Below are 18,074 nucleotides of genomic sequence, written 5' to 3'. Positions count from 1 at the left end.
AGCGAGTCGGCGGTCGCACGCGTCCGGCCGGGGACGGTGTCCGGCGTCTCCCCCTGACCACTGCCCTCGCGGCGATCGGCGCATCCGGCAGCCCGGCCCGGCGCGCCTCCGCACCCGCAGCGGCGGGTGGACCCCGGCGGCCGGCGCGAACGACGCCGCGTCGAGGAGAGCCACCGCGCCGCTCCCGAAGCGGGCGTACAGCCCTGCCCCGGTGAGGTTCGACCCGATCAGCGGTGGTGTGCGGCGCCCCCGGCCGGCGACTGCGCCGAGCCCGGAACCGGTCGGCAGCGGAAGTCACAGGGTGAACCCATGAGTGCGGCCGAACCGGCCGACCTGGTGGGGACTTGACCTGGACTCTGCCGGCCGGCCACATCCCGGACGTCCGGAGCCGGACACCACCACCCCCTCGTGCGCGGCCCGGCGCTGCGTTTCCGCGGCATCACCCCCGCCGTCGGTCCCGCCGGCACGCTCCGCGAACTCCGCAGGATTTCCCGTGTGTTGTGGGAGCCGGGCCGGCGACCGAGGACGTATCCGGGCACCAGGAGGACTCCTTGATGCGGCCGGACGACCGCTGAGGCAGGACAGGTCGACGGAAGTTCTTTTGCCGGAAGCGTTGACGAAACATTGACCACCGCTCTAGCTTCAACGCGTCGTACTTCGTACGTCATATATGAGACGCGATACGCGATACGCGAGATGTGAGAGCCCTCCCCCATGATCTTTGCGCCCACCCCCATTCCGTCCCGCACCCAGTACGTGCTGGAGGCGATCAAGCACGCCATCCTCACGGCGCAGCTGAGACCGGGGCAGGCGCTCGTCGAGACCGAACTCGCCGCGCAGTTCGGGGTCTCCAAGACGCCGGTGCGCGAGGCGCTGAAGACACTCGCCGGTACCGGACTCGTCGTCATGAGCCAGTACAAGGGCGCCACCGTGCGACTGGTCGACGCGGAGATGGCACGCCAGGTGTACGACGTACGACTGCTCCTCGAGCCGGAGGCGCTGCGCCGCTCCATCACCCGCAAGGCGTCCCTCGACGAGGCCCAGGCAGCCCTGGAACGGGCCGACTCGGCGGGCGACAAGGCCGACCGGTCCCTCGCCAACCGGGACTTCCACCGGGCGCTGTACCTGCCCTGCGGCAACCCGCTGCTGGCCCGGATGCTCGACGAGGTCCGCGATCAGGCCGCGCTCGTGTCGACGGTCGCGTGGGCGACCATCCCGTCCTGGGAGCGGGAAGCGGCCGAGCACCGGGAGATCCTCCGGCTCGCGCTCGCCGACGACGCGGAGGCCGCGGTGGGCGCACTGCGCGACCACATCGCGTCGTTCGTCAGCCGCGCCTTCCCCGAGGGAGCAGAGACCGAGGAGGACGGCGCGTGAACCACCAGCACACCGATGAAAGGCCTGTCCGCATGGACCTCACACCGCTGAAGGCGGCCCTCGCAGATGTCGTCGCGATCCCGGTGACCCCGTTCGCCGAGGACGGGACCCTCGACGCGGCGGCCCACCGCAGACTGCTGCGACGGCTGCTGGACGGCGGCGTGCGCACCCTCACCCCCAACGGCAACACCGGGGAGTTCTACGCGCTCACCCCCGAGGAGCGGCGCACCGTCACCGAGATGACCATCGACGAGGCGGCCGGCCGTGCCACGATCCTGGTCGGGGTCGGGCACGACCTGCCGACCGCCGTGGCCACCGCCGAACACGCCCGTGACGCCGGCGCCGAAATGGTGATGGTCCACCAGCCGGTCCACCCGTACGTCTCGCAGGACGGCTGGATCGACTACCACCGGGTGATCGCCGAGGCGGTCCCCGGGCTCGGCGTGGTTCCGTACATCCGCAACCCGCTGCTCGGCGGGGAGGCGCTGGCAGCGCTCGCCGACAGCTGCCCCAACGTCATCGGCGTGAAGTACGCAGTCCCGGACGCCGCGCGGTTCGCCGCCTTCGCGCGGGACGCGGGCCTCGACCGGTTCGTCTGGATCGCGGGGCTCGCCGAGCTGTACGCACCCGCCTACTTCTCCGCCGGCGCCACCGGATTCACCTCCGGACTCGTCAACGTCGCCCCCGGTGTCTCGCTCGCCATGCTGGAGGCGCTGCGGGCCGGCGACCACCCGGCGGCGATGAAGGTCTGGGAGCAGATCCGCCGGTTCGAGGAGCTGCGCGCCGACCGGCAGTCCGCCAACAACGTGACGGTGGTCAAGGAAGCCCTGGCCTCGCTCGGGCTCTGCCGCCGCGATGTCCGTCCGCCCAGCCGTGCCCTGCCGGAGGCGCACCGCGCCGAGGTCGCCGACGAGATCGCCGGGTGGTCGATATGACCGACCAGGACCGCCGCATCACCGCAGAGGAACTGCGGAGCCATCAGTGGTACGGGACGGACGGGCTGCGCTCGTTCAGCCACCGGGCCCGCACCCGGCAGCTCGGCTACCTCCCCGAGGAGCACCTCGGCAAGCCGGTCGTCGCGATCCTCAACACCTGGTCCGACATCAACCCCTGCCATGTCCATCTGCGCGACCGTGCGCAGGCGGTCAAGCGGGGCGTCTGGCAGGCGGGCGGCTTCCCGCTCGAATTCCCGGTCTCCACCCTCTCCGAGACATTCCAGAAGCCGACGCCGATGCTCTACCGCAACATGCTGGCGATGGAGACGGAGGAGCTGCTGCGCTCCTACCCGGTCGACGGCGCCGTGCTGATGGGCGGCTGCGACAAGTCGACGCCCGCGCTGCTGATGGGCGCCGCCTCGGTCGACCTGCCGACCGTCTTCGTGCCCGCCGGGCCGATGCTGCCGGGCCACTGGCGCAACGAGGTCCTGGGCTCCGGGACCGACATGTGGAAGTACTGGGACGACAAGCGGGCCGGACTCATCGGTGACTGCGAGATGGCGGAGCTGGAGAACGGGCTCGCCCGCTCGCCCGGTCACTGCATGACGATGGGTACGGCATCCACCCTGACGGCCGCCGCCGAGGCGCTCGGCGTCACCGTGCCGGGAGCCTCGTCGATCCCGGCCGTGGACTCCGGGCACGACCGGATGGCGGCGCAGTCCGGGATGCGGATCGTCGAACTGGTGTGGCAGCAGCGGAAGCTGTCGTCGATCCTCACCGCGGAGGCGTACGAGGACGCGGTCGCCACCGTGCTCGCGCTCGGCGGTTCCACCAACGCCGTCATCCATCTGATCGCGATGGCGGGCCGGTCGGGAGTGAAGCTCACTCTCGACGACTTCGACCGGATCGCCCGGACCGTCCCGGTCCTCGCCAACCTCCGCCCCGGCGGGAAGTACCTGATGGAGGACTTCCACTTCGCCGGGGGACTGCCCGGGTTCCTGGCCCGGCTGACGGACGTGCTCCACCTGGACCGGCCCACGGTCTCGTACGACAGCTACCGCGAGCAGCTGGACGGGGCGCTCGTGCACAACTCCGATGTGATCCGGGAGCGGGACAACCCGCTCGCGGAGGAGGGCGGCGTGGCGGTCCTGCGCGGCAATCTCTGCCCGGACGGCGCGGTCATCAAGCACATCGCCGCCGAACCCGAGCTGCTGCGCCACACCGGACCCGCGGTCGTCTTCGACGACTACAAGGAGATGCAGCGCACCATCAACGATCCGGCGCTGGCTCTCACCCCGGACCATGTGCTGGTGCTCCGCAACGCCGGACCCAAGGGCGGCCCCGGGATGCCCGAGTACGGCATGCTGCCGATCCCCGACTACCTGCTGAAGCAGGGGGTGCGGGACATGGTGCGGATCTCCGACGCCCGGATGAGCGGCACCAGTTACGGGGCGTGCGTGCTGCACATCGCCCCCGAGTCGTACGTAGGCGGTCCGCTCGCCCTCGTCCGCACCGGTGACCGGATCACCCTGGACGTCGAGGCCCGCCTGCTCCATCTCGATGTGCCGGACGACGAGTTGGCGCGCCGCAGGGACGCCTGGACGCCGCCGCCCACCCGGTACGAACGCGGTTACGGGGCGCTCTACCACGAACAGATCACCCAGGCCGACACCGGCTGCGACTTCTCCTTCCTGGCCAGGCAGGGAGAGGTGCCCGACCCGTACGCCGGCTGATCCGCCCCACCGAGAATTCCGGCGCACCGCCCGTTCGGCATACCGAATGCCATGCGGTAAGCGCTTGCGCAATACACGCACTGCCCCGCCCGCACCCGCACTTCCCTCAGAACGGAGACGTGTCATGGCCCAAGCCACCGCTGTGGCCGCACCGCCCAAGGTTCCCCGGCGCCGCTCCGCGAACCCCCGTCGACTGCCGTACCTGCTCATCGCCCCCGCGGGGCTGCTGATGCTGGGCTTCATCGCCTATCCGGTGGTCAGCGTCTTCTACTACAGCCTGCAGAACTACAACGTCACCAAGCCGTGGCGGAACGGTTTCGCCGGCTTCGACAACTTCACCCGGATCTTCACCGACGACGACCAGTTCTGGTCGGCGCTCGGCTTCAGCGCCCAGTGGGTCGTCACCCAGGTCGTGCTCCAGCTCGCGCTCGGTCTCGCGCTCGCGCTGATCGTCAACCAGACCTTCATCGGCCGGGGCATCTCCCGCGCCATGGTCTTCTCCCCGTGGGCCGTCTCCGGCGTACTGACCAGCACCATCTGGATCCTGCTCTACAACTCCTCGACAGGCTTCAGCCGTTACCTCGCGGACGCCGGGATCGGCGACTACGGCACCTCCGTACTCTCCGACACCGGCACCGTCTTCTGGGCGGCGACGGTCTCGGAACTCTGGCGCGGAGTCCCGTTCTTCGCCATCCTCATCCTCGCCGACCTGCAGTCCGTCTCCAAGGAGCTGTACGAGGCGGCGGCGGTCGACGGCGCCGGACGGCTGCGCCAGTTCTTCCACATCACCCTGCCGCACCTGCGGGACGCGATCATCCTCTCCACGCTGATGCGCGGTGTCTGGGAGTTCAACAACGTCGACCTGCTCTACACCCTCACCGGAGGCGGGCCGGCCGGCGAGACCACCACCCTGCCGCTCTACGTCGCCAACACCGGCATCGAGGGCCACGACTTCGGGTACGCCTCCGCGCTCACCACCGTCGCCTTCGTGATCCTCCTCTTCTGCTCGATCGTCTATCTGCGCCTGAGCAAGTTCGGAGGCGACCACAAATGACTGCCGCACTCGCCGAGAAGCACACCGGCACCGTCGCGGAGCCGGTACGGGACACCCCGCCGCCTCCCGCGCGCCGCCCCGGGCGTGAGCGCGCCTTCGACGACGTACCGCGCTGGCAGATCTACGTGCCGCTCGGCATCTACCTGCTCTTCACCCTCATCCCCTTCTACTGGATGATCCTCTTCGCGGTACGGCCCACCGGATCCACCTCGCTGGTGCCGTGGCCGATCACCGGGGAGCACTTCCAGAAGGTCTGGACCGAGCGCAGCTTCGCCGTCTTCTTCCAGAACAGCATGATCGTCGGCGTCTGCACGCTGATCGCCACCACGCTCGTCGCCCTGGCCGGCGGCTACGCCCTGGCCCGGTTCGACTTCCGGATCAAGAACGGCTTCATGCTGGCACTGCTCTGCTCGCAGTTCATCCCGGGCGCGCTGATGCTCGTACCGCTCTTCGAGATCTTCAAGAACCTCCAGATGATCAACTCCCTCGGGAGCGTCGTCATCGCCGAGACGGTCTTCCAGCTGCCGCTCTCCATCATCCTGATCAGCGGATTCATCAAGAACGTCCCGGTCACGTTGGAAGAGGCGGCCTGGGTGGACGGCTGCTCGCGCTTCCGGGCCTTCTGCGCGGTGGTGCTGCCGCTGCTGCGGCCCGGGCTGATCGCCGTCGGCTCCTTCGCCTTCGTGCACAGCTGGAACCACTTCCTGTTCGCGCTGATGTTCCTCAGCGACCAGGACAAGCAGACGATCCCGGTCGGCCTGAACACCCTGATCGGCGCGGACAGCGTCGACCTGGGTGCGCTCGCCGCGGGCGGTGTGATCGCCGCGGTCCCCGTGGTGCTCATCTTCGCCTTCATCCAGAAGTGGCTGATCACCGGCTTCAGCGCCGGTGCCGTGAAGGGCTGACAGCCGCCCCGCGGCGCGCTGCCCCCACCCCCGTCCGCCCGGTCGAGGAGACTCCCCGATGATCGCAAACCCCCCAACAGGTCTCATGCGGAAACGAGATGTGCGGCAGTCCGCAGCCGCGAAGGCGCCCGCCCGCGCAGCGGCGACGGGGAGGATCGGATGACTGTCACCACACCCGTCCCCGTCGTCCTCGCCGGCGCGCGCGGACACGGCCGCTGGCACCTCGCCAACATCCGCCGCCTGCAGAACGACGGCCTGGTCCGTCTCGTCGGCATCTGCGAGCTGAATCCGCTGACGGAGGACGAACTCGCTCCCTTCGCCGGTGAACTGCCCGCTCAGTCCGCCGACTTCGGGGAGCTCCTCGACTCCACCGGTGCACGCGTCGCCATCATCTGCACCCCGATCCAGACCCACACCGATCTGGCGCTGACCGCCGCCGCCCGGTCCGTCCACCTCCTCCTGGAGAAGCCGCCCGCCGCGACGTACGCCGACTTCGAGCGGATACTCACCGGCGTACGGTCGGCCGGCATCGCCTGCCAGGTCGGCTTCCAGTCCTTCGGCTCGCACGCCGTGCCGGCCATCCGGGAACTGGTGGGCTCCGGTGCCATCGGCACGGTGCTCGGCATCGGCGCCGCGGGCGCCTGGACCCGCGACGACGCCTACTACCGGCGGGCACCCTGGGCCGGGCGGCGCAGGATCGGCTCGGTCGACGTCGTCGACGGCGTTCTCACCAATCCCCTCGCGCACGCCGTCGCCACCGCGCTCGAACTCGCCGGCGACGGAACCGCCGACGAGGTGGCGTCCATCGAGACCGAGCTCTTCCGCGCCCACGACATCGAGGCCGACGACACCTCCTGCGTGCGCGTCACCACCACCCGCGGGCTGCCGGTCACCGCGGCCGTCACGCTCTGCGCCGAACAGGCCGGGGAACCGTACGTCGTCGTCCACGGCGACCGGGGCCGGATCACCTTCTGGTACAAGCAGGACCGGGTCCTCGTCCAGCGCGCCGGACACGGCCCCGAGGAGTCCGTGCACGGGCGGACCGACCTGCTGGAGAACCTGGTCGAACACCTCGCGGGCCGCGCCGGACTCCTCGTGCCCCCGCACCGCACGGGCGCCTTCATGCGGGTCGTCGAAGCCGTACGGACCGCCCCCGAGCCGGTCGCGCTGCCCTCCGGCGCCTGGCACACCGAACCCGCGTCCGCCTCCACCGGCGTACGCCGGGTGGTCCGCGGTATCGACGCCCTGGTCGCGGCGGGCGCCGACACCCTCACGCTCTTCTCCGAACTCGGCGCCTCCTGGGCGCTCCCCACCGAGGTGAGGTCATCGTGACCCCGACAGCCGCGCTCCTGAGCTGCGCCGGACGCCCCGTGGGCCGGTACACCTACCGGCCCGCGTCGGAGAGCCGCCCCTACTTCCACCCGGTCACCACGCTCGGGGGGGTCGCGGTCACCGAGGAGCGCCCGGCCGACCACCTCCACCACCTGGGTACCTCCGTCGCCGTCCCCGACGTCGCCGGGCACAACTTCTGGGGCGGCCGTACCTTCGTGCGCGACCAGGGCCCCACGGTGCTCGACAACCACGGGGTCCAGCGTCACGTCGGCTGGAAGCTCCGCGACCCTGACGGCTTCGTCGAGGAGCTCAGCTGGGAGGCGGACGACACCGAGCTGCTGCGCGAGCACCGCACCGTCGCCGTCGCCGAACTCTCCGACACCGCCTGGGTGCTGGACTTCTCCTTCTCACTCACCAACCGGAGCGGCGCGGACCTCTCCATCGGCAGCCCCGCCACCAACGGCCGCCCCGGCGCCGGATACGGCGGCTTCTTCTGGCGCGCGCCGAAGGAGACGGCGGCGCCCGCCGTGTTCAGCGGCTCCGGCGACGGCGAGGAGGCGGTCCACGGACGGATCGCCGACTGGGTGGCGATGACGGGCGACGGGTGGACCCTCGTCTTCGCCGGCGCGACCGAGGAGACCCGGCGCGACCCGTGGTTCGTCCGGAGCAACTCGTACCCGGGCGTCGGCTCCTCGCTCGCCGCCACCGAGCGGCTGCCGGTCCCGGCCGGTGCCACCGTGGTACGCCGCGTGGTCACCGTCGTCGCCGACGGCCGGCTCGACCGCGCCACCGCGGCGGCGTACGTGCGCCGGGCGGTGACCGCGTGAGCCGTCCCTGGACCGCCGACCTCGGCGACGGCACCTACCGCAACCCCGTCCTGAACGCCGACTGGTCCGATCCCGACGTCATCCGGGTCGGCGACGACTACTACCTCACCGCGTCCAGCTTCGGCCGGGTGCCCGGACTGCCGCTGCTGCACTCCCGCGACCTGGTCAACTGGTCGCTGGTCGGTCACGCCCTCGAACGTCTCGAACCCGCCGCCGACTTCGCCGTACCGCGCCACGACTGCGGGGTGTGGGCACCGTCCCTCCGGTACCACGCGGGCCGCTTCTGGATCTTCTGGGGCGACCCCGACCACGGCATCCAGCAGATCAACGCCGAGTCCGTCCGCGGACCGTGGAGCGCCCCGCACCTGGTCAAGGGCGGAAAGGGACTGATCGACCCCTGCCCGCTGTGGGACGAGGAGACCGGCGAGGCCTACCTCGTGCACGCCTGGGCGAAATCCCGCTCCGGCATCAAGAACCGGCTCACCGGCCACCGGATGAGCCCCGACGGCCGGGAACTCCTCGACGAGGGCGCGACCCTGATCGACGGCGACACGATCCCCGGCTGGTTCACCATCGAGGGGCCCAAGCTCTACCGGCACGACGGCGAGTTCTGGATCTTCGCCCCGGCCGGCGGGGTGACGACCGGCTGGCAGGGGGCGTTCCGGTCGAGGGACTTCTTCGGACCGTACGAGGAACGTGTCGTCCTCGCCCGGGGCCGCACCGAGGTCAACGGGCCGCACCAGGGCGGCTGGGTCCGTACCGCGGCGGGGGAGGACTGGTTCCTGCACTTCCAGGAGCGCGGGGCGTACGGGCGAGTGGTCCACCTGCAGCCGATGCGGTGGGCCGAGGACGGCTGGCCGGTCCTCGGCGACGACGGCGAACCCGTCTCCGTCCACCCCCGGCCGGCCGCCCCCGAGCAGCCCGTCGAAGCCCCCGCGTCCAGTGACGGCTTCCCCGGCGGACGGTACGGCAGGCAGTGGCAGTGGACGGCGAACCGGCGGCCGGGCTGGACGGTCGAGCATGCCGGGGACGGGCTGCGGCTCAGCTGCGTACGGACCGCGTACGCACACGATCTGCGCGCCCTGCCCAACGTCCTGGTCCAGCGGCTGCCCGCCGAGACGTTCACCGTCGAGGTCGGTCTCGTCCTCGGCAGTGAGGAGGCGGGGGCCAAGGCGGGACTGGCCGTACTCGGCGACGCGTTCAGCTGGATCGGCCTCGAACGCACCGAGGACGGCGGGACCCGGCTCGTGCACCGGTACGCCGAGAGCGTCGCCGAACACGAACGGGACGCCGAACACAGCCGCCCGGCACCCGCGGGACGGGCCCGGCTCCGCGTCGAGGTCACCGCGGGCGCCCGTTGCCACTTCTCCGCGGACACCGGGGACGGGGCCGGGTTCCGGGCCTCGGGCCAGCCCTTCGCCGCGACCCCGTGGCGCTGGGTCGGCGCACTGCTGGGGCTCTTCGCCACCGCACCCACCGGAACGGGACCGGCCGGGACGGCCGACTTCACCGACTTCCGCACCGCGGCCTGAAGCGCGCCGGAAGGCAGCACACCACGTCAGGTCCGACGCACCGCCCCTGACTCACCCCCCATGCACCGCAACCGGAATGCACCCCGAGAAAAAGAGAGAAGAGCCGATCATGAACATCTCCAAGACGCACCGGGGGCGGGCCGCGGCAGCGGTGTCCCTCACCGCAGTGCTCGCGCTGACCGCCACGGCCTGCGGTGACGACGGCAGCGGGTCGGCGGGCGGCGCCGAAGGCAGTGGCAAGGGCAAGATCGTCTTCTGGGACAACAACGGTGGAGTCCGCACCGACATCTGGAAGGAGATCATCGCCGACTTCGAGAAGAAGAACCCGGACATCCACGTCCAGTACGTCGGGGTGGCCGCCCCCGAGGCCCAGTCCAAGTACGACAACGCCATCCAGGGCGGCGGCCTGCCGGACGTCGGCGGTGTCGGCGCGGCGATGCTCGCCGGGATCGCCGCGCAGGACGCGCTGGAGCCGCTGGAGGGACGGATCGCCAAGTCCTCCCTCGAAGGCAAGCTGAACAAGGGCATGGTCGAGTCGGTGAAGTCGGCCGGCGGCTCCGGCGAGCACATGTACAACGTGCCGATCTCCGCCAACAACGGTGTGCTGTACTACCGCACCGATCTGTTCAAGAAGGCGAAGCTGGCCGAACCCACCACCTGGGACACGTTCTACCAGGCGGCCGACAAGCTGACCGCTGCCAAGAAGAACGAGTTCGGCTACACCATCCGCGGCGGCGCCGGCTCCATCGCGCAGGCGATGGACGCGATGTACGGACAGTCCGGCATCACCTCCTTCTGGGACGCGAGCGGTGACAAGACCACGCTCAACGACCCGAAGAACGTCGCGGCGCTGGAGAAGTACACGGGCCTGTTCAAGAAGGTCACCCCGTCCGCCGACCTCAACAACGACTTCATCAAGATGGTCGCCCAGTGGGACTCCGGCACCATCGGCATGGTGAACCACAACCTGGGCTCCTACCAGGACCACGTGAAGGCGCTCGGAGCCGACAAGTTCCGCGGCATCCCGCAGCCCATCGGCCCCGGCGGCAAGCGGGTGCAGGTCTCCAACCCGGTCGACGGACTCGGCCTGTTCAAGTCCTCCAAGAACAAGGAGGCCGCCTGGAAGTTCATCGAGTTCGCCGCCTCCCACGAGGCGAACTCGAAGTTCAACGAGTCGGCGGGCCTGATCCCGGCCAACACGGAGGCCGCCACGGACGCCTGGATCTCCGAGACCGAGCCGACCAAGCTCGCGGCCCAGACCCTCAACGACGGTTCCACCAGCATCGTCCAGCTCCCGTACTACCTGCCGGACTGGAACACCGTCAGCAAGGCCGACAACGAGCCCGAGTTCCAGAAGGTGCTCCTCGGCAAGACCACCGCGAAGGCCTTCCTGGACAAGATGGCCGACGAGCTGAACAAGGCCCAGGCGGAGTGGAAGGACCAGAAGAAGAGCTGATCCGGCCGGCCGTTCCCCCACAGCCGGACCGCCCCCGGTGACCGGGGGACCGGGGGCGGTCCGGGTCGCGTCCCGCCGCCGGTCCCCTCCTCCCGCACGACCGGAACACCCCGACCGCTCGCACGCTGCCGGACAGGGGGCGTCCCCGCACCCCGCGAGGTGGACCGTCCCGACGAACCCGTCCCGGCGGTCCGGATTCACCCGGCCCCGGGCCCGGCGCACGCAGCGTTCCGTACGGCACCGCACCGCTTCATCACTCCACCACTCACCGTCGAAGGATCCGCCATGTCTGCACGCATGTCTCATGCACGCGCCATCGCCCTGGTGATGGGCTGCGCCTCGCTCGCACTTGCCGTGACCGTCCCCGCCCAGGCCGCCTCGCAGAAGGGACACCAGGCGCCCCGGCACCGGGGGATCGAGCGCGCCGTACTGCCCGCGGGTGACGGCTGGGCCGCCGCCGACGGCTCCACCACCGGTGGTTCCGCGGCGACGCCCGACCACGTCTACACCGTGTCCAACCGGGCCGAACTGATCGCGGCCTTCAAGGACGCGGGCGACGCCCCGAAGATCGTCAGGATCGACGGGACCATCCACGGCAACGCGGACGCGGCCGGCAACCCGATCGACTGCGACGCCTACCGGACCGACGGCTACACCCTGGACAAGTACCTCGCCGCGTACGACCCGGAGACCTGGGGGACGACCCTGCCGTCCGGGCCGCTGGAGGACGCCCGTGCCGCGTCCGCGGCCCTGCAGAAGGAATCGGTCGAGGTGGAGGTGCCGTCCAACACGACCCTCGTCGGTGTCGGCGACGACGCCACCGTCATCGGTGCCAGCCTCCAGGTGATGGACGTCTCGAACGTCATCGTCCGCAACATCACCTTCGAGGACACCTACGACTGCTTCCCGCAGTGGGACCCCACCGACGGGGAGACCGGAGCCTGGAACTCCGAGTACGACAACCTCGTCGTCACCGGTTCCGACCACGTCTGGGTCGACCACAACACCTTCAGCGACGGTGACCGGCCCGACGCCGACCAGCCGCACTACTACGGCGACGTGTTCCAGCAGCACGACGGCCTCTTCGACATCGTCCGCGGCGCCGACCTGGTCACCGTCTCCTGGAACGTGCTGAAGAACCACGACAAGACCATGCTGATCGGCAACAGCGACAGCGCCGCCACCGCGGCGATCGACCGCGGGAAGCTCCGTGTCACCCTGCACCACAACCTCTTCCAGGACCTCAAGGAACGCGCGCCCCGCGTCCGGTTCGGCGCCGTCGACTCGTACAACAACCACTTCGTCGCCACGGCGGACGCCCCGTACGGCTACAGCTACGGCGTGGGCATGGAGTCCCGGATCGTCGCGGAGCACAACGCCTTCACCCTCGCGTCGCAGGTCGACCCGGCGACCATCCTGAAGAAGTGGAAGGAAGCCCCGATCACCGCCGGGGACAACTACGTCAACGGCCGCATGACCGACCTCATAGCCGTCCACAACGCGGGTGTTCCCGCCGAGCAGCTCGTCTCCGGAGCCGGCTGGACACCGACCCTGCGCACCAGGATCGACAACCCGCGCGCCGTCCCGGGCATCGTCGACCACGGTGCGGGCGCCGGTAAGACCTGCTGACCCTCCCCTTCCGTACGGGGCCGGGGTGCTCCTGCACCCCGGCCCCGCCCTCTGTTCCCTGAGCCGCAACGGAGGCACCTCCCGCATGACTTCGCACCTCGCACGCCGGTCCGTCCTCAGCGGCGCCCTGGCCGCAACCGCCCTCGCCCTCGCCCCGCGGGCCTCCGCCGCCGGCCGGCAGCAGATCCTGCACGTGGACCCGCGCGGGCGGGGCGATCACACCACCGTCCAGGCGGCGGTCAGCGCCGTCCCCTCAGACGGCTGGACGATCGTCCTCGCCCCCGGCGTCTACCGCGAGACCGTCGTCATCCCCCTCACCGCAACCAATCTCACCCTGCGCGGGACGACCCGCGACCCACGCGACACCGTGATCGTGTACGACAACGCCGCGGGTACGGCGAAGCCGTCCGGTGGTACGTACGGGACGACGGGCTCGGCCACGACCACGGTCCAGGCCGACGGCTTCACTGCGCACGACCTCACCTTCGCCAACGACTGGCTGCGCGCGGATCACCCCGACATCACCTCCGGGACGCAGGCCGTCGCAATCAAGGTGCAGGGCGACCGCTCGTCATTCCTCAATTGCCGTTTCCTGGGTCACCAGGACACTTTGTACGCCGACTCGATGGGCCTGGGGATCTTCGCCCGCCAGTACTTCCGCGACTGCTACGTCGAAGGCGACGTCGACTTCGTCTTCGGCCGTGCCACCGCCGTCTACGAACACTGCCACTTCCGCACCCTGGACCGTACCGATCTGGCGGCCGCCCCCTACGGCTTCGTCTTTGCGCCCAGCACCGCGGTCGCGAACCCGCGCGGCTACCTGGTCCTGAACTCCCATGTCACCAGCGGCGCCCCGGCGGCCCACTACAAACTGGCGCGCCCATGGGTGCCGGGGTCGGACACCACGGCGAGACCGATGCTGACGGTCCGCGAGAGCGTCTTCGGCCCGGGCATCGACTCCGACGCCCCCTACACGAACATGCAGGACATCTATCCGTGGCAGGCCCAGCGGTTCGCCGAGTACCGGAACACGGGCCCGGGTGCGCGGATCAACGTCCCGGAGAACCGGCCTCAACTGACGGATGCCGAGGCCCAGGTGCAGACCCGGTCCGCCTATCTGGGTGACTGGACGCCATGGAAGCGGTGCTGAGACGCGCCGTAGCGCTCTACTGACAGGCCCAGCAGCGGGCTCCGGGCTCGGTCGCGACGCCGACGGCGCCTGCGCCGATGACCCGGCGGCGGGTGAGACGCCTCTCGCGGGTGCTCATGGGAGGGGAGTGCTCCGGACGGGTGGGGCGGTGCGGCGCGACCGGAGGGCGCCCGGTCGTGCCGCACCTGGGAACGGCTACTGGTAGCTGATGTCCGAGGCGGAGTAGCGGCAGTACGTGCCGTCCGGGCCGCTGCCCGTCTCGGTCGGCTCGTCACCCGTGCTGTTGCCCGTGTAGCGGACACACGGCTTGATCTTCTTGCTGCTGTCGCCGTGGATCCGTACCGAGCGCAGCGTCGCGCTGTCCCCGTAGTTGGTGTTGATGCCGGCGATGGCACTGCCAGGGGCCGTGACGTCGACATCGTCGACGGTGATGGTGCGCTTGTACTGGGTCGAGCAGTTGCCGCAGGAGCGGACCAGCTTGCCGAAGTCGGAGACCTGGAATCCGCCGGTGATGGTCAGGCTGCCCGCGCCGTTGAACTGGAAGACCTTGTCGGAGGCCTTCCGTGCGCCACCACCGGTCACCGTGTACACGGCACTCGACGAGGTGCCCTTGAAGGACGCCGCGTCCTCGCCGACGTCCTCCCACCACACGTTCTGAAGCGTGCAACTGCCCGAGCAGTGAATGCCGTCGGCAGCCGGCGAGCCCAGGATGACGTTCTTCAGGACCGCCCCGTTCGCCAGCTTGAAGATCGGATCCTGGTCCTCGTCCTGGCCTCCGGTGCCGAGATCCCCGGTCCCGTAGAAGCGCTTCGATCCGCCGTCGTACGTCCCCGAGACCGCGATGGTCGCCGAGACGGGCTGGGACCCGTTCGGGGTGGGCCAGGCGGCGACCGCGGCGGTCGCCGCGCCGGCCGGCTGGACCGTCAGGTTCGTGACGACAGCGGCGCCGGTGAGAGCCAGCGCGGCGGTCAGGGCGGCATAGATGCGGCGCCGACCGGTGCGCCGCCGACGGTGGTGGCGGAGTGCGGCTCGTTCCTTCATCTCGATGTCCCGTTCCTCGGGGGTGGGGGGAGCATTGCGCTCTCTGGTCGCCGCCGCCGGAGGAAGGGTTGCCGGGTTCCGGGATTCTTCTCGGGTCAGTGATCGGGCGTGAAGTCGTCGCCCACGGACACCTGCTGACCGGAGGTACGGGCAGCACTCGCGGTGATGTAGTCGCCGTCCGCGCCCCGGACGCCCTCCGCGTGGTTGTACTGGCCGGCGAACATGTGCGTACCGATCGGCACCGTGCGCCCCGGCTTCAGCGTCCACCGGTAGACGAGGAAGCCGCTCCTCTCCTGCGCCGAGGCGGTGAAGTCCTGCTCCGGCAAGGAGCGCCAGGAGCCGGTGGTGTTGACGCCGCCGGTCTGAGCGATACGCAGTTCCACCGTGAGCGAGGAGAGCGGCTGCGTCGTCCTGAGCGTCACATTGCTCTGCGCCCAGTACGCGTTGCTGTGCGGGTCGACGGCGCCGTCCACCCGTAGCGGCCCGTCCTCGGTACGCAGCTCGTGCACGCGACCCGGCGCCGCCGGGGCCGAGGCGGACGTGACCGGGGAAGCGGCCACCTGCCCGCGCCGCGTCTGCCCGGCGCCGGTCGAAGTGACGGCGTACGCCCCGACGGTCAGCACGCCGCAGACCGCCGCCGTCGCCCCGACCACCCGCAGCCACCGCAGCGGACCTTGCGGAGCGCGCGGAGTACGGGCGGAGGGACCCTCTGCCATCCCGCGTTCGACCCGGGCCAGCATCCGCTCCCGGTCCGGGCAGTGCGCCTCGGTAGCCGTGCGCAGCCACTCGCGCAGCTTGTCGTCCATCAGTGCCTTCCTCCGCCGCGCTGCGCCGCGACAGCCACCTGTACCTGCGCGGCGGGCTTATCGGGACCGAGCAGCCGTTGCAACTCCGCGACGCCGCGCGAGGTCTGGCTCTTCACCGTGCCGACGGATATCCCCAGCACCAGCGAGGTGTCCCGCTCCGAGAGGTCGAAGGCGTGCCGCAGCACCACGCACGCCCGCTTGCGGAAAGGCAGCCTGCGCAGGGCGCCCTGGACATCGACGACCGCCGGCACGTCGGGGTCGTCGACCGCGTATCCGTCCGCACCGCCGCGCGGCGCCCAGAACAGCGCGATCCTGCGGCGCTCGCGCACGGCGCTGCGGATCCGGGTACGGGCGAGATTGGCGACGACGCCCCGCGCGTAGGCGACGGGGTGGTCGGCGTTCCTGACCCGGTCCCAGCGGTGCCAGAGCGCCAGCAGCGCGTCGGCGGCCAGATCGTCCGCGGCGTCGGCCTCCCCGGTGAGCAGCCGGGCGAGCCGGGCGAGTTCGGCGTAGTGAGCCTCGAAGAACGCGTGGAACTCAGCGGCAGCGGCATCGTCGACAACTGTGCCCACGGGTACCTCTCTCTGCACTCGATCCCTGTACGCGCGTCGTGCCCGTGTGTACGTTCCCCGGTACCGTCCGCGGGACGCGGGCGGGGCGAGAGCGTACCAGCGCACCCCGGAAGCGCTTCGACGAGGTCACACGATCCGGCAAGGCGTAACACGGCGAAAACCTGAACTCCCGCCGCCGGGGGAACAATCCAGCTACCGACCGACGGACCGTCACGTACCGAGGGAGCGCCATGCCGGACAGCACCGTGGACAAGAGCGACAGCCCCGCCGCACCACCCGCGTCACCGGCCCCCGCGTCAGCCGTACCGGCGCACAATGCCGTGGACCGTTTCTTCTCCGTCACCGCCCGGGGCTCCAGCTTCGGGCGCGAGATACGCGGCGGCTTCGCCACGTTCTTCACGATGGCGTACATCCTGGTCCTCAACCCGATCATCCTCGGCTCGGCCGAGGACAAGTTCGGCGCCCATCTCTCAGGTCCTCAACTGGTCACCGCCACCGCCCTGGTGGCCGCGGTGATGACAGCGATCATGGGCCTCGGCGGCAATCTGCCGCTCGCCGTCGCCGCCGGACTCGGTCTCAACGCCGTCGTCGCCTTCCAGATCGCGCCGCTGATGAGCTGGCCCGACGCGATGGGGCTGATCGTCCTCGAAGGTCTGCTGATCTGCGTCCTGGTCGTCACCGGGCTGCGGGAGGCCGTCATGCGGGCCATCCCGGCGGCCCTCAAGCAGGCGATCAGCGTCGGCATCGGGCTCTTCATCGCGTTCATCGGCTTCGTCGACGCGGGGTTCGCCACCCGCATCCCCGGTGACACCGGTTCGGTACCCGTGCAGCTCGGCGCGACCGGGCACCTCTCCGGCTGGCCGGTCCTGGTCTTCTGCCTGGGGGTGCTGCTGACCGTCGCGCTGCTGGCCCGGAAGGTGAAGGGCGCCATCCTCATCAGCATCGTCGTCATGACGGTCGTCGCGGTCGTCGTCAACGAGATCGCCGACATCGCCCCGGCCGCGTGGGGCCTGACCGTCCCGGCCGTCCCCGACGACATCGTGGCCGCCCCGGACTTCGGGCTCATCGGGCACTTCAGCCTCTTCGGGGCGTTCCAGCAGGTCGGCGTCGTCACCATCGTCCTGCTGGTTTTCACCCTGGTCCTCAGCGACTTCTTCGACACGATGGGCACCGTCGTCGGTGTCGCAAACGAGGCCGGTCTCCTCGACGAACAGGGCAAGGTCCCCCACCTCGGGCGGGTCCTGCTGATCGACGGCGCCGCCGCCGTCGCGGGCGGCGCGGCGTCCGCCTCCTCCAGCACCTCCTACATCGAGTCCGCGGCCGGTGTCGGCGAGGGCGCCCGTACCGGATTCGCGTCGCTGGTCACCGGTGCGCTGTTCGCCGTCGCGCTGTTCCTCACCCCGCTCGCCACGGTCGTCCCGGCCCAGGCCGCCGCGCCCGCCCTGATCGCCGTCGGCTTCCTGCTGATGGCGCAGGTACGGCACATCGACTGGGAGAGCTACGAGATCGCCATCCCGGCCTTCCTCACGATCGCCGTGATGCCCTTCACGTACTCGATCACCAACGGCATCGGCGCGGGCTTCCTCGCGTACGTCGTCATCAAGACCGTCCTCGGCAGGGCCCGTGAGGTGCACTGGCTGCTCTGGGGTGCCTCGGCACTGTTCGCGGTGTACTTCGCGATCGACCCGATCGAGCAACTGCTCGGCGTGAAGTAGCCGCGGCGGCGGG

15 protein-coding genes are annotated in these 18,074 nt (G+C 70.4%); 12 read left to right on the top strand and 3 right to left on the bottom strand.

Features of this window, described 5'->3' with window-relative positions:
* The first annotated feature begins 714 nt into the window (after positions 1 to 714).
* The 11 genes from ACFVXE_RS03330 (at position 715) to ACFVXE_RS03280 (ending at position 13,927) form a co-directional block, all read left to right on the top strand.
* The gene (locus ACFVXE_RS03330; RefSeq protein WP_389668696.1) at positions 715 to 1,374 is read left to right on the top strand and encodes a GntR family transcriptional regulator; all 660 of its coding nucleotides are present in this window, start codon (positions 715 to 717) and stop codon (positions 1,372 to 1,374) included.
* Positions 1,375 to 1,406: 32 nt separating this feature from the next.
* The gene (locus tag ACFVXE_RS03325) at positions 1,407 to 2,309 is read left to right on the top strand and encodes a dihydrodipicolinate synthase family protein (protein ID WP_389668902.1); all 903 of its coding nucleotides are present in this window, start codon (positions 1,407 to 1,409) and stop codon (positions 2,307 to 2,309) included.
* The gene (gene araD, locus ACFVXE_RS03320) at positions 2,306 to 4,042 is read left to right on the top strand and encodes an L-arabinonate dehydratase (RefSeq protein ID WP_389668694.1); all 1,737 of its coding nucleotides are present in this window, start codon (positions 2,306 to 2,308) and stop codon (positions 4,040 to 4,042) included. Before ACFVXE_RS03325 ends, araD begins: the two co-directional genes overlap by 4 nt.
* A 124-nt stretch (positions 4,043 to 4,166) precedes the next feature.
* Positions 4,167 to 5,096: a carbohydrate ABC transporter permease gene (locus ACFVXE_RS03315; RefSeq protein ID WP_389668692.1), complete on the top strand. Its 930-nt coding sequence runs from the start codon at positions 4,167 to 4,169 to the stop codon at positions 5,094 to 5,096.
* Complete coding sequence (locus tag ACFVXE_RS03310) at positions 5,093 to 6,001, top strand: carbohydrate ABC transporter permease (protein ID WP_389668690.1); 909 nt, start codon at positions 5,093 to 5,095, stop codon at positions 5,999 to 6,001. The genes ACFVXE_RS03315 and ACFVXE_RS03310 overlap by 4 nt, the downstream gene beginning before the upstream one ends.
* A gap of 159 nt (positions 6,002 to 6,160) precedes the next feature.
* On the top strand, positions 6,161 to 7,333 hold the full coding sequence (locus tag ACFVXE_RS03305; RefSeq protein WP_389668688.1) for a Gfo/Idh/MocA family protein: 1,173 nt from the start codon (positions 6,161 to 6,163) through the stop codon (positions 7,331 to 7,333).
* On the top strand, positions 7,330 to 8,160 hold the full coding sequence (locus tag ACFVXE_RS03300) for a PmoA family protein (RefSeq protein WP_389668686.1): 831 nt from the start codon (positions 7,330 to 7,332) through the stop codon (positions 8,158 to 8,160). The genes ACFVXE_RS03305 and ACFVXE_RS03300 overlap by 4 nt, the downstream gene beginning before the upstream one ends.
* Positions 8,157 to 9,692 carry a family 43 glycosylhydrolase gene (locus ACFVXE_RS03295; RefSeq protein WP_389668684.1) on the top strand — a complete coding sequence of 512 codons (1,536 nt, stop codon included), beginning with the start codon at positions 8,157 to 8,159 and terminating at the stop codon, positions 9,690 to 9,692. Before ACFVXE_RS03300 ends, ACFVXE_RS03295 begins: the two co-directional genes overlap by 4 nt.
* Before the next feature lie 109 nt (positions 9,693 to 9,801).
* The gene (locus ACFVXE_RS03290; RefSeq protein WP_389668682.1) at positions 9,802 to 11,148 is read left to right on the top strand and encodes an ABC transporter substrate-binding protein; all 1,347 of its coding nucleotides are present in this window, start codon (positions 9,802 to 9,804) and stop codon (positions 11,146 to 11,148) included.
* A gap of 285 nt (positions 11,149 to 11,433) precedes the next feature.
* Positions 11,434 to 12,777 carry a polysaccharide lyase family 1 protein gene (locus ACFVXE_RS03285; protein WP_389668680.1) on the top strand — a complete coding sequence of 448 codons (1,344 nt, stop codon included), beginning with the start codon at positions 11,434 to 11,436 and terminating at the stop codon, positions 12,775 to 12,777.
* 85 nt (positions 12,778 to 12,862) lie between these two features.
* Positions 12,863 to 13,927 (top strand): pectinesterase family protein, encoded by a 1,065-nt coding sequence (locus tag ACFVXE_RS03280; protein ID WP_389668678.1) that lies wholly within the window; start codon positions 12,863 to 12,865, stop codon positions 13,925 to 13,927.
* Between the two features lie 195 nt (positions 13,928 to 14,122).
* Here ACFVXE_RS03280 and ACFVXE_RS03275 read toward each other — a convergent pair whose 3' ends face one another.
* The 3 genes from ACFVXE_RS03275 to ACFVXE_RS03265 all read right to left on the bottom strand — a co-directional run bounded on the left by ACFVXE_RS03275 (position 14,123) and on the right by ACFVXE_RS03265 (position 16,346).
* On the bottom strand, positions 14,123 to 14,968 hold the full coding sequence (locus ACFVXE_RS03275) for a pectate lyase (RefSeq protein WP_389668676.1): 846 nt from the start codon (positions 14,966 to 14,968) through the stop codon (positions 14,123 to 14,125).
* A 95-nt stretch (positions 14,969 to 15,063) separates the two neighbouring features.
* Positions 15,064 to 15,774 (bottom strand): hypothetical protein, encoded by a 711-nt coding sequence (locus tag ACFVXE_RS03270; RefSeq protein ID WP_389668675.1) that lies wholly within the window; start codon positions 15,772 to 15,774, stop codon positions 15,064 to 15,066.
* Positions 15,774 to 16,346, bottom strand: a complete 573-nt coding sequence (locus tag ACFVXE_RS03265; protein ID WP_389668673.1) for a SigE family RNA polymerase sigma factor — start codon at positions 16,344 to 16,346, stop codon at positions 15,774 to 15,776. Before ACFVXE_RS03265 ends, ACFVXE_RS03270 begins: the two co-directional genes overlap by 1 nt.
* A gap of 230 nt (positions 16,347 to 16,576) precedes the next feature.
* Between ACFVXE_RS03265 and ACFVXE_RS03260 the strand changes: the two genes are divergently transcribed.
* Positions 16,577 to 18,061 (top strand): NCS2 family permease, encoded by a 1,485-nt coding sequence (locus ACFVXE_RS03260; protein WP_389668672.1) that lies wholly within the window; start codon positions 16,577 to 16,579, stop codon positions 18,059 to 18,061.
* Positions 18,062 to 18,074: the final 13 nt, after the last annotated feature.

The organism is Streptomyces sp. NPDC058231 (assembly GCF_042882275.1).
In the GTDB taxonomy this organism is placed as follows: Bacteria; Actinomycetota; Actinomycetes; order Streptomycetales; family Streptomycetaceae; genus Streptomyces.
This window is presented reverse-complemented; position numbering and strand designations above follow the sequence as displayed.

Excerpts from the sequence above, each read along its gene's own strand:
- ACFVXE_RS03330 (WP_389668696.1), top strand. The coding sequence starts at position 715 with ATGATCTTTGCGCCCACCCCCATTCCGTCCCGCACCCAGTACGTGCTG.
- ACFVXE_RS03325 (WP_389668902.1), top strand. The coding sequence starts at position 1,407 with ATGGACCTCACACCGCTGAAGGCGGCCCTCGCAGATGTCGTCGCGATC.
- araD (WP_389668694.1), top strand. The coding sequence starts at position 2,306 with ATGACCGACCAGGACCGCCGCATCACCGCAGAGGAACTGCGGAGCCAT.
- ACFVXE_RS03315 (WP_389668692.1), top strand. The coding sequence starts at position 4,167 with ATGGCCCAAGCCACCGCTGTGGCCGCACCGCCCAAGGTTCCCCGGCGC.
- ACFVXE_RS03310 (WP_389668690.1), top strand. The coding sequence starts at position 5,093 with ATGACTGCCGCACTCGCCGAGAAGCACACCGGCACCGTCGCGGAGCCG.
- ACFVXE_RS03305 (WP_389668688.1), top strand. The coding sequence starts at position 6,161 with ATGACTGTCACCACACCCGTCCCCGTCGTCCTCGCCGGCGCGCGCGGA.
- ACFVXE_RS03290 (WP_389668682.1), top strand. The coding sequence starts at position 9,802 with ATGAACATCTCCAAGACGCACCGGGGGCGGGCCGCGGCAGCGGTGTCC.
- ACFVXE_RS03285 (WP_389668680.1), top strand. The coding sequence starts at position 11,434 with ATGTCTGCACGCATGTCTCATGCACGCGCCATCGCCCTGGTGATGGGC.
- ACFVXE_RS03280 (WP_389668678.1), top strand. The coding sequence starts at position 12,863 with ATGACTTCGCACCTCGCACGCCGGTCCGTCCTCAGCGGCGCCCTGGCC.
- ACFVXE_RS03275 (WP_389668676.1), bottom strand. The coding sequence starts at position 14,968 with ATGAAGGAACGAGCCGCACTCCGCCACCACCGTCGGCGGCGCACCGGT.
- ACFVXE_RS03270 (WP_389668675.1), bottom strand. The coding sequence starts at position 15,774 with ATGGACGACAAGCTGCGCGAGTGGCTGCGCACGGCTACCGAGGCGCAC.
- ACFVXE_RS03260 (WP_389668672.1), top strand. The coding sequence starts at position 16,577 with ATGCCGGACAGCACCGTGGACAAGAGCGACAGCCCCGCCGCACCACCC.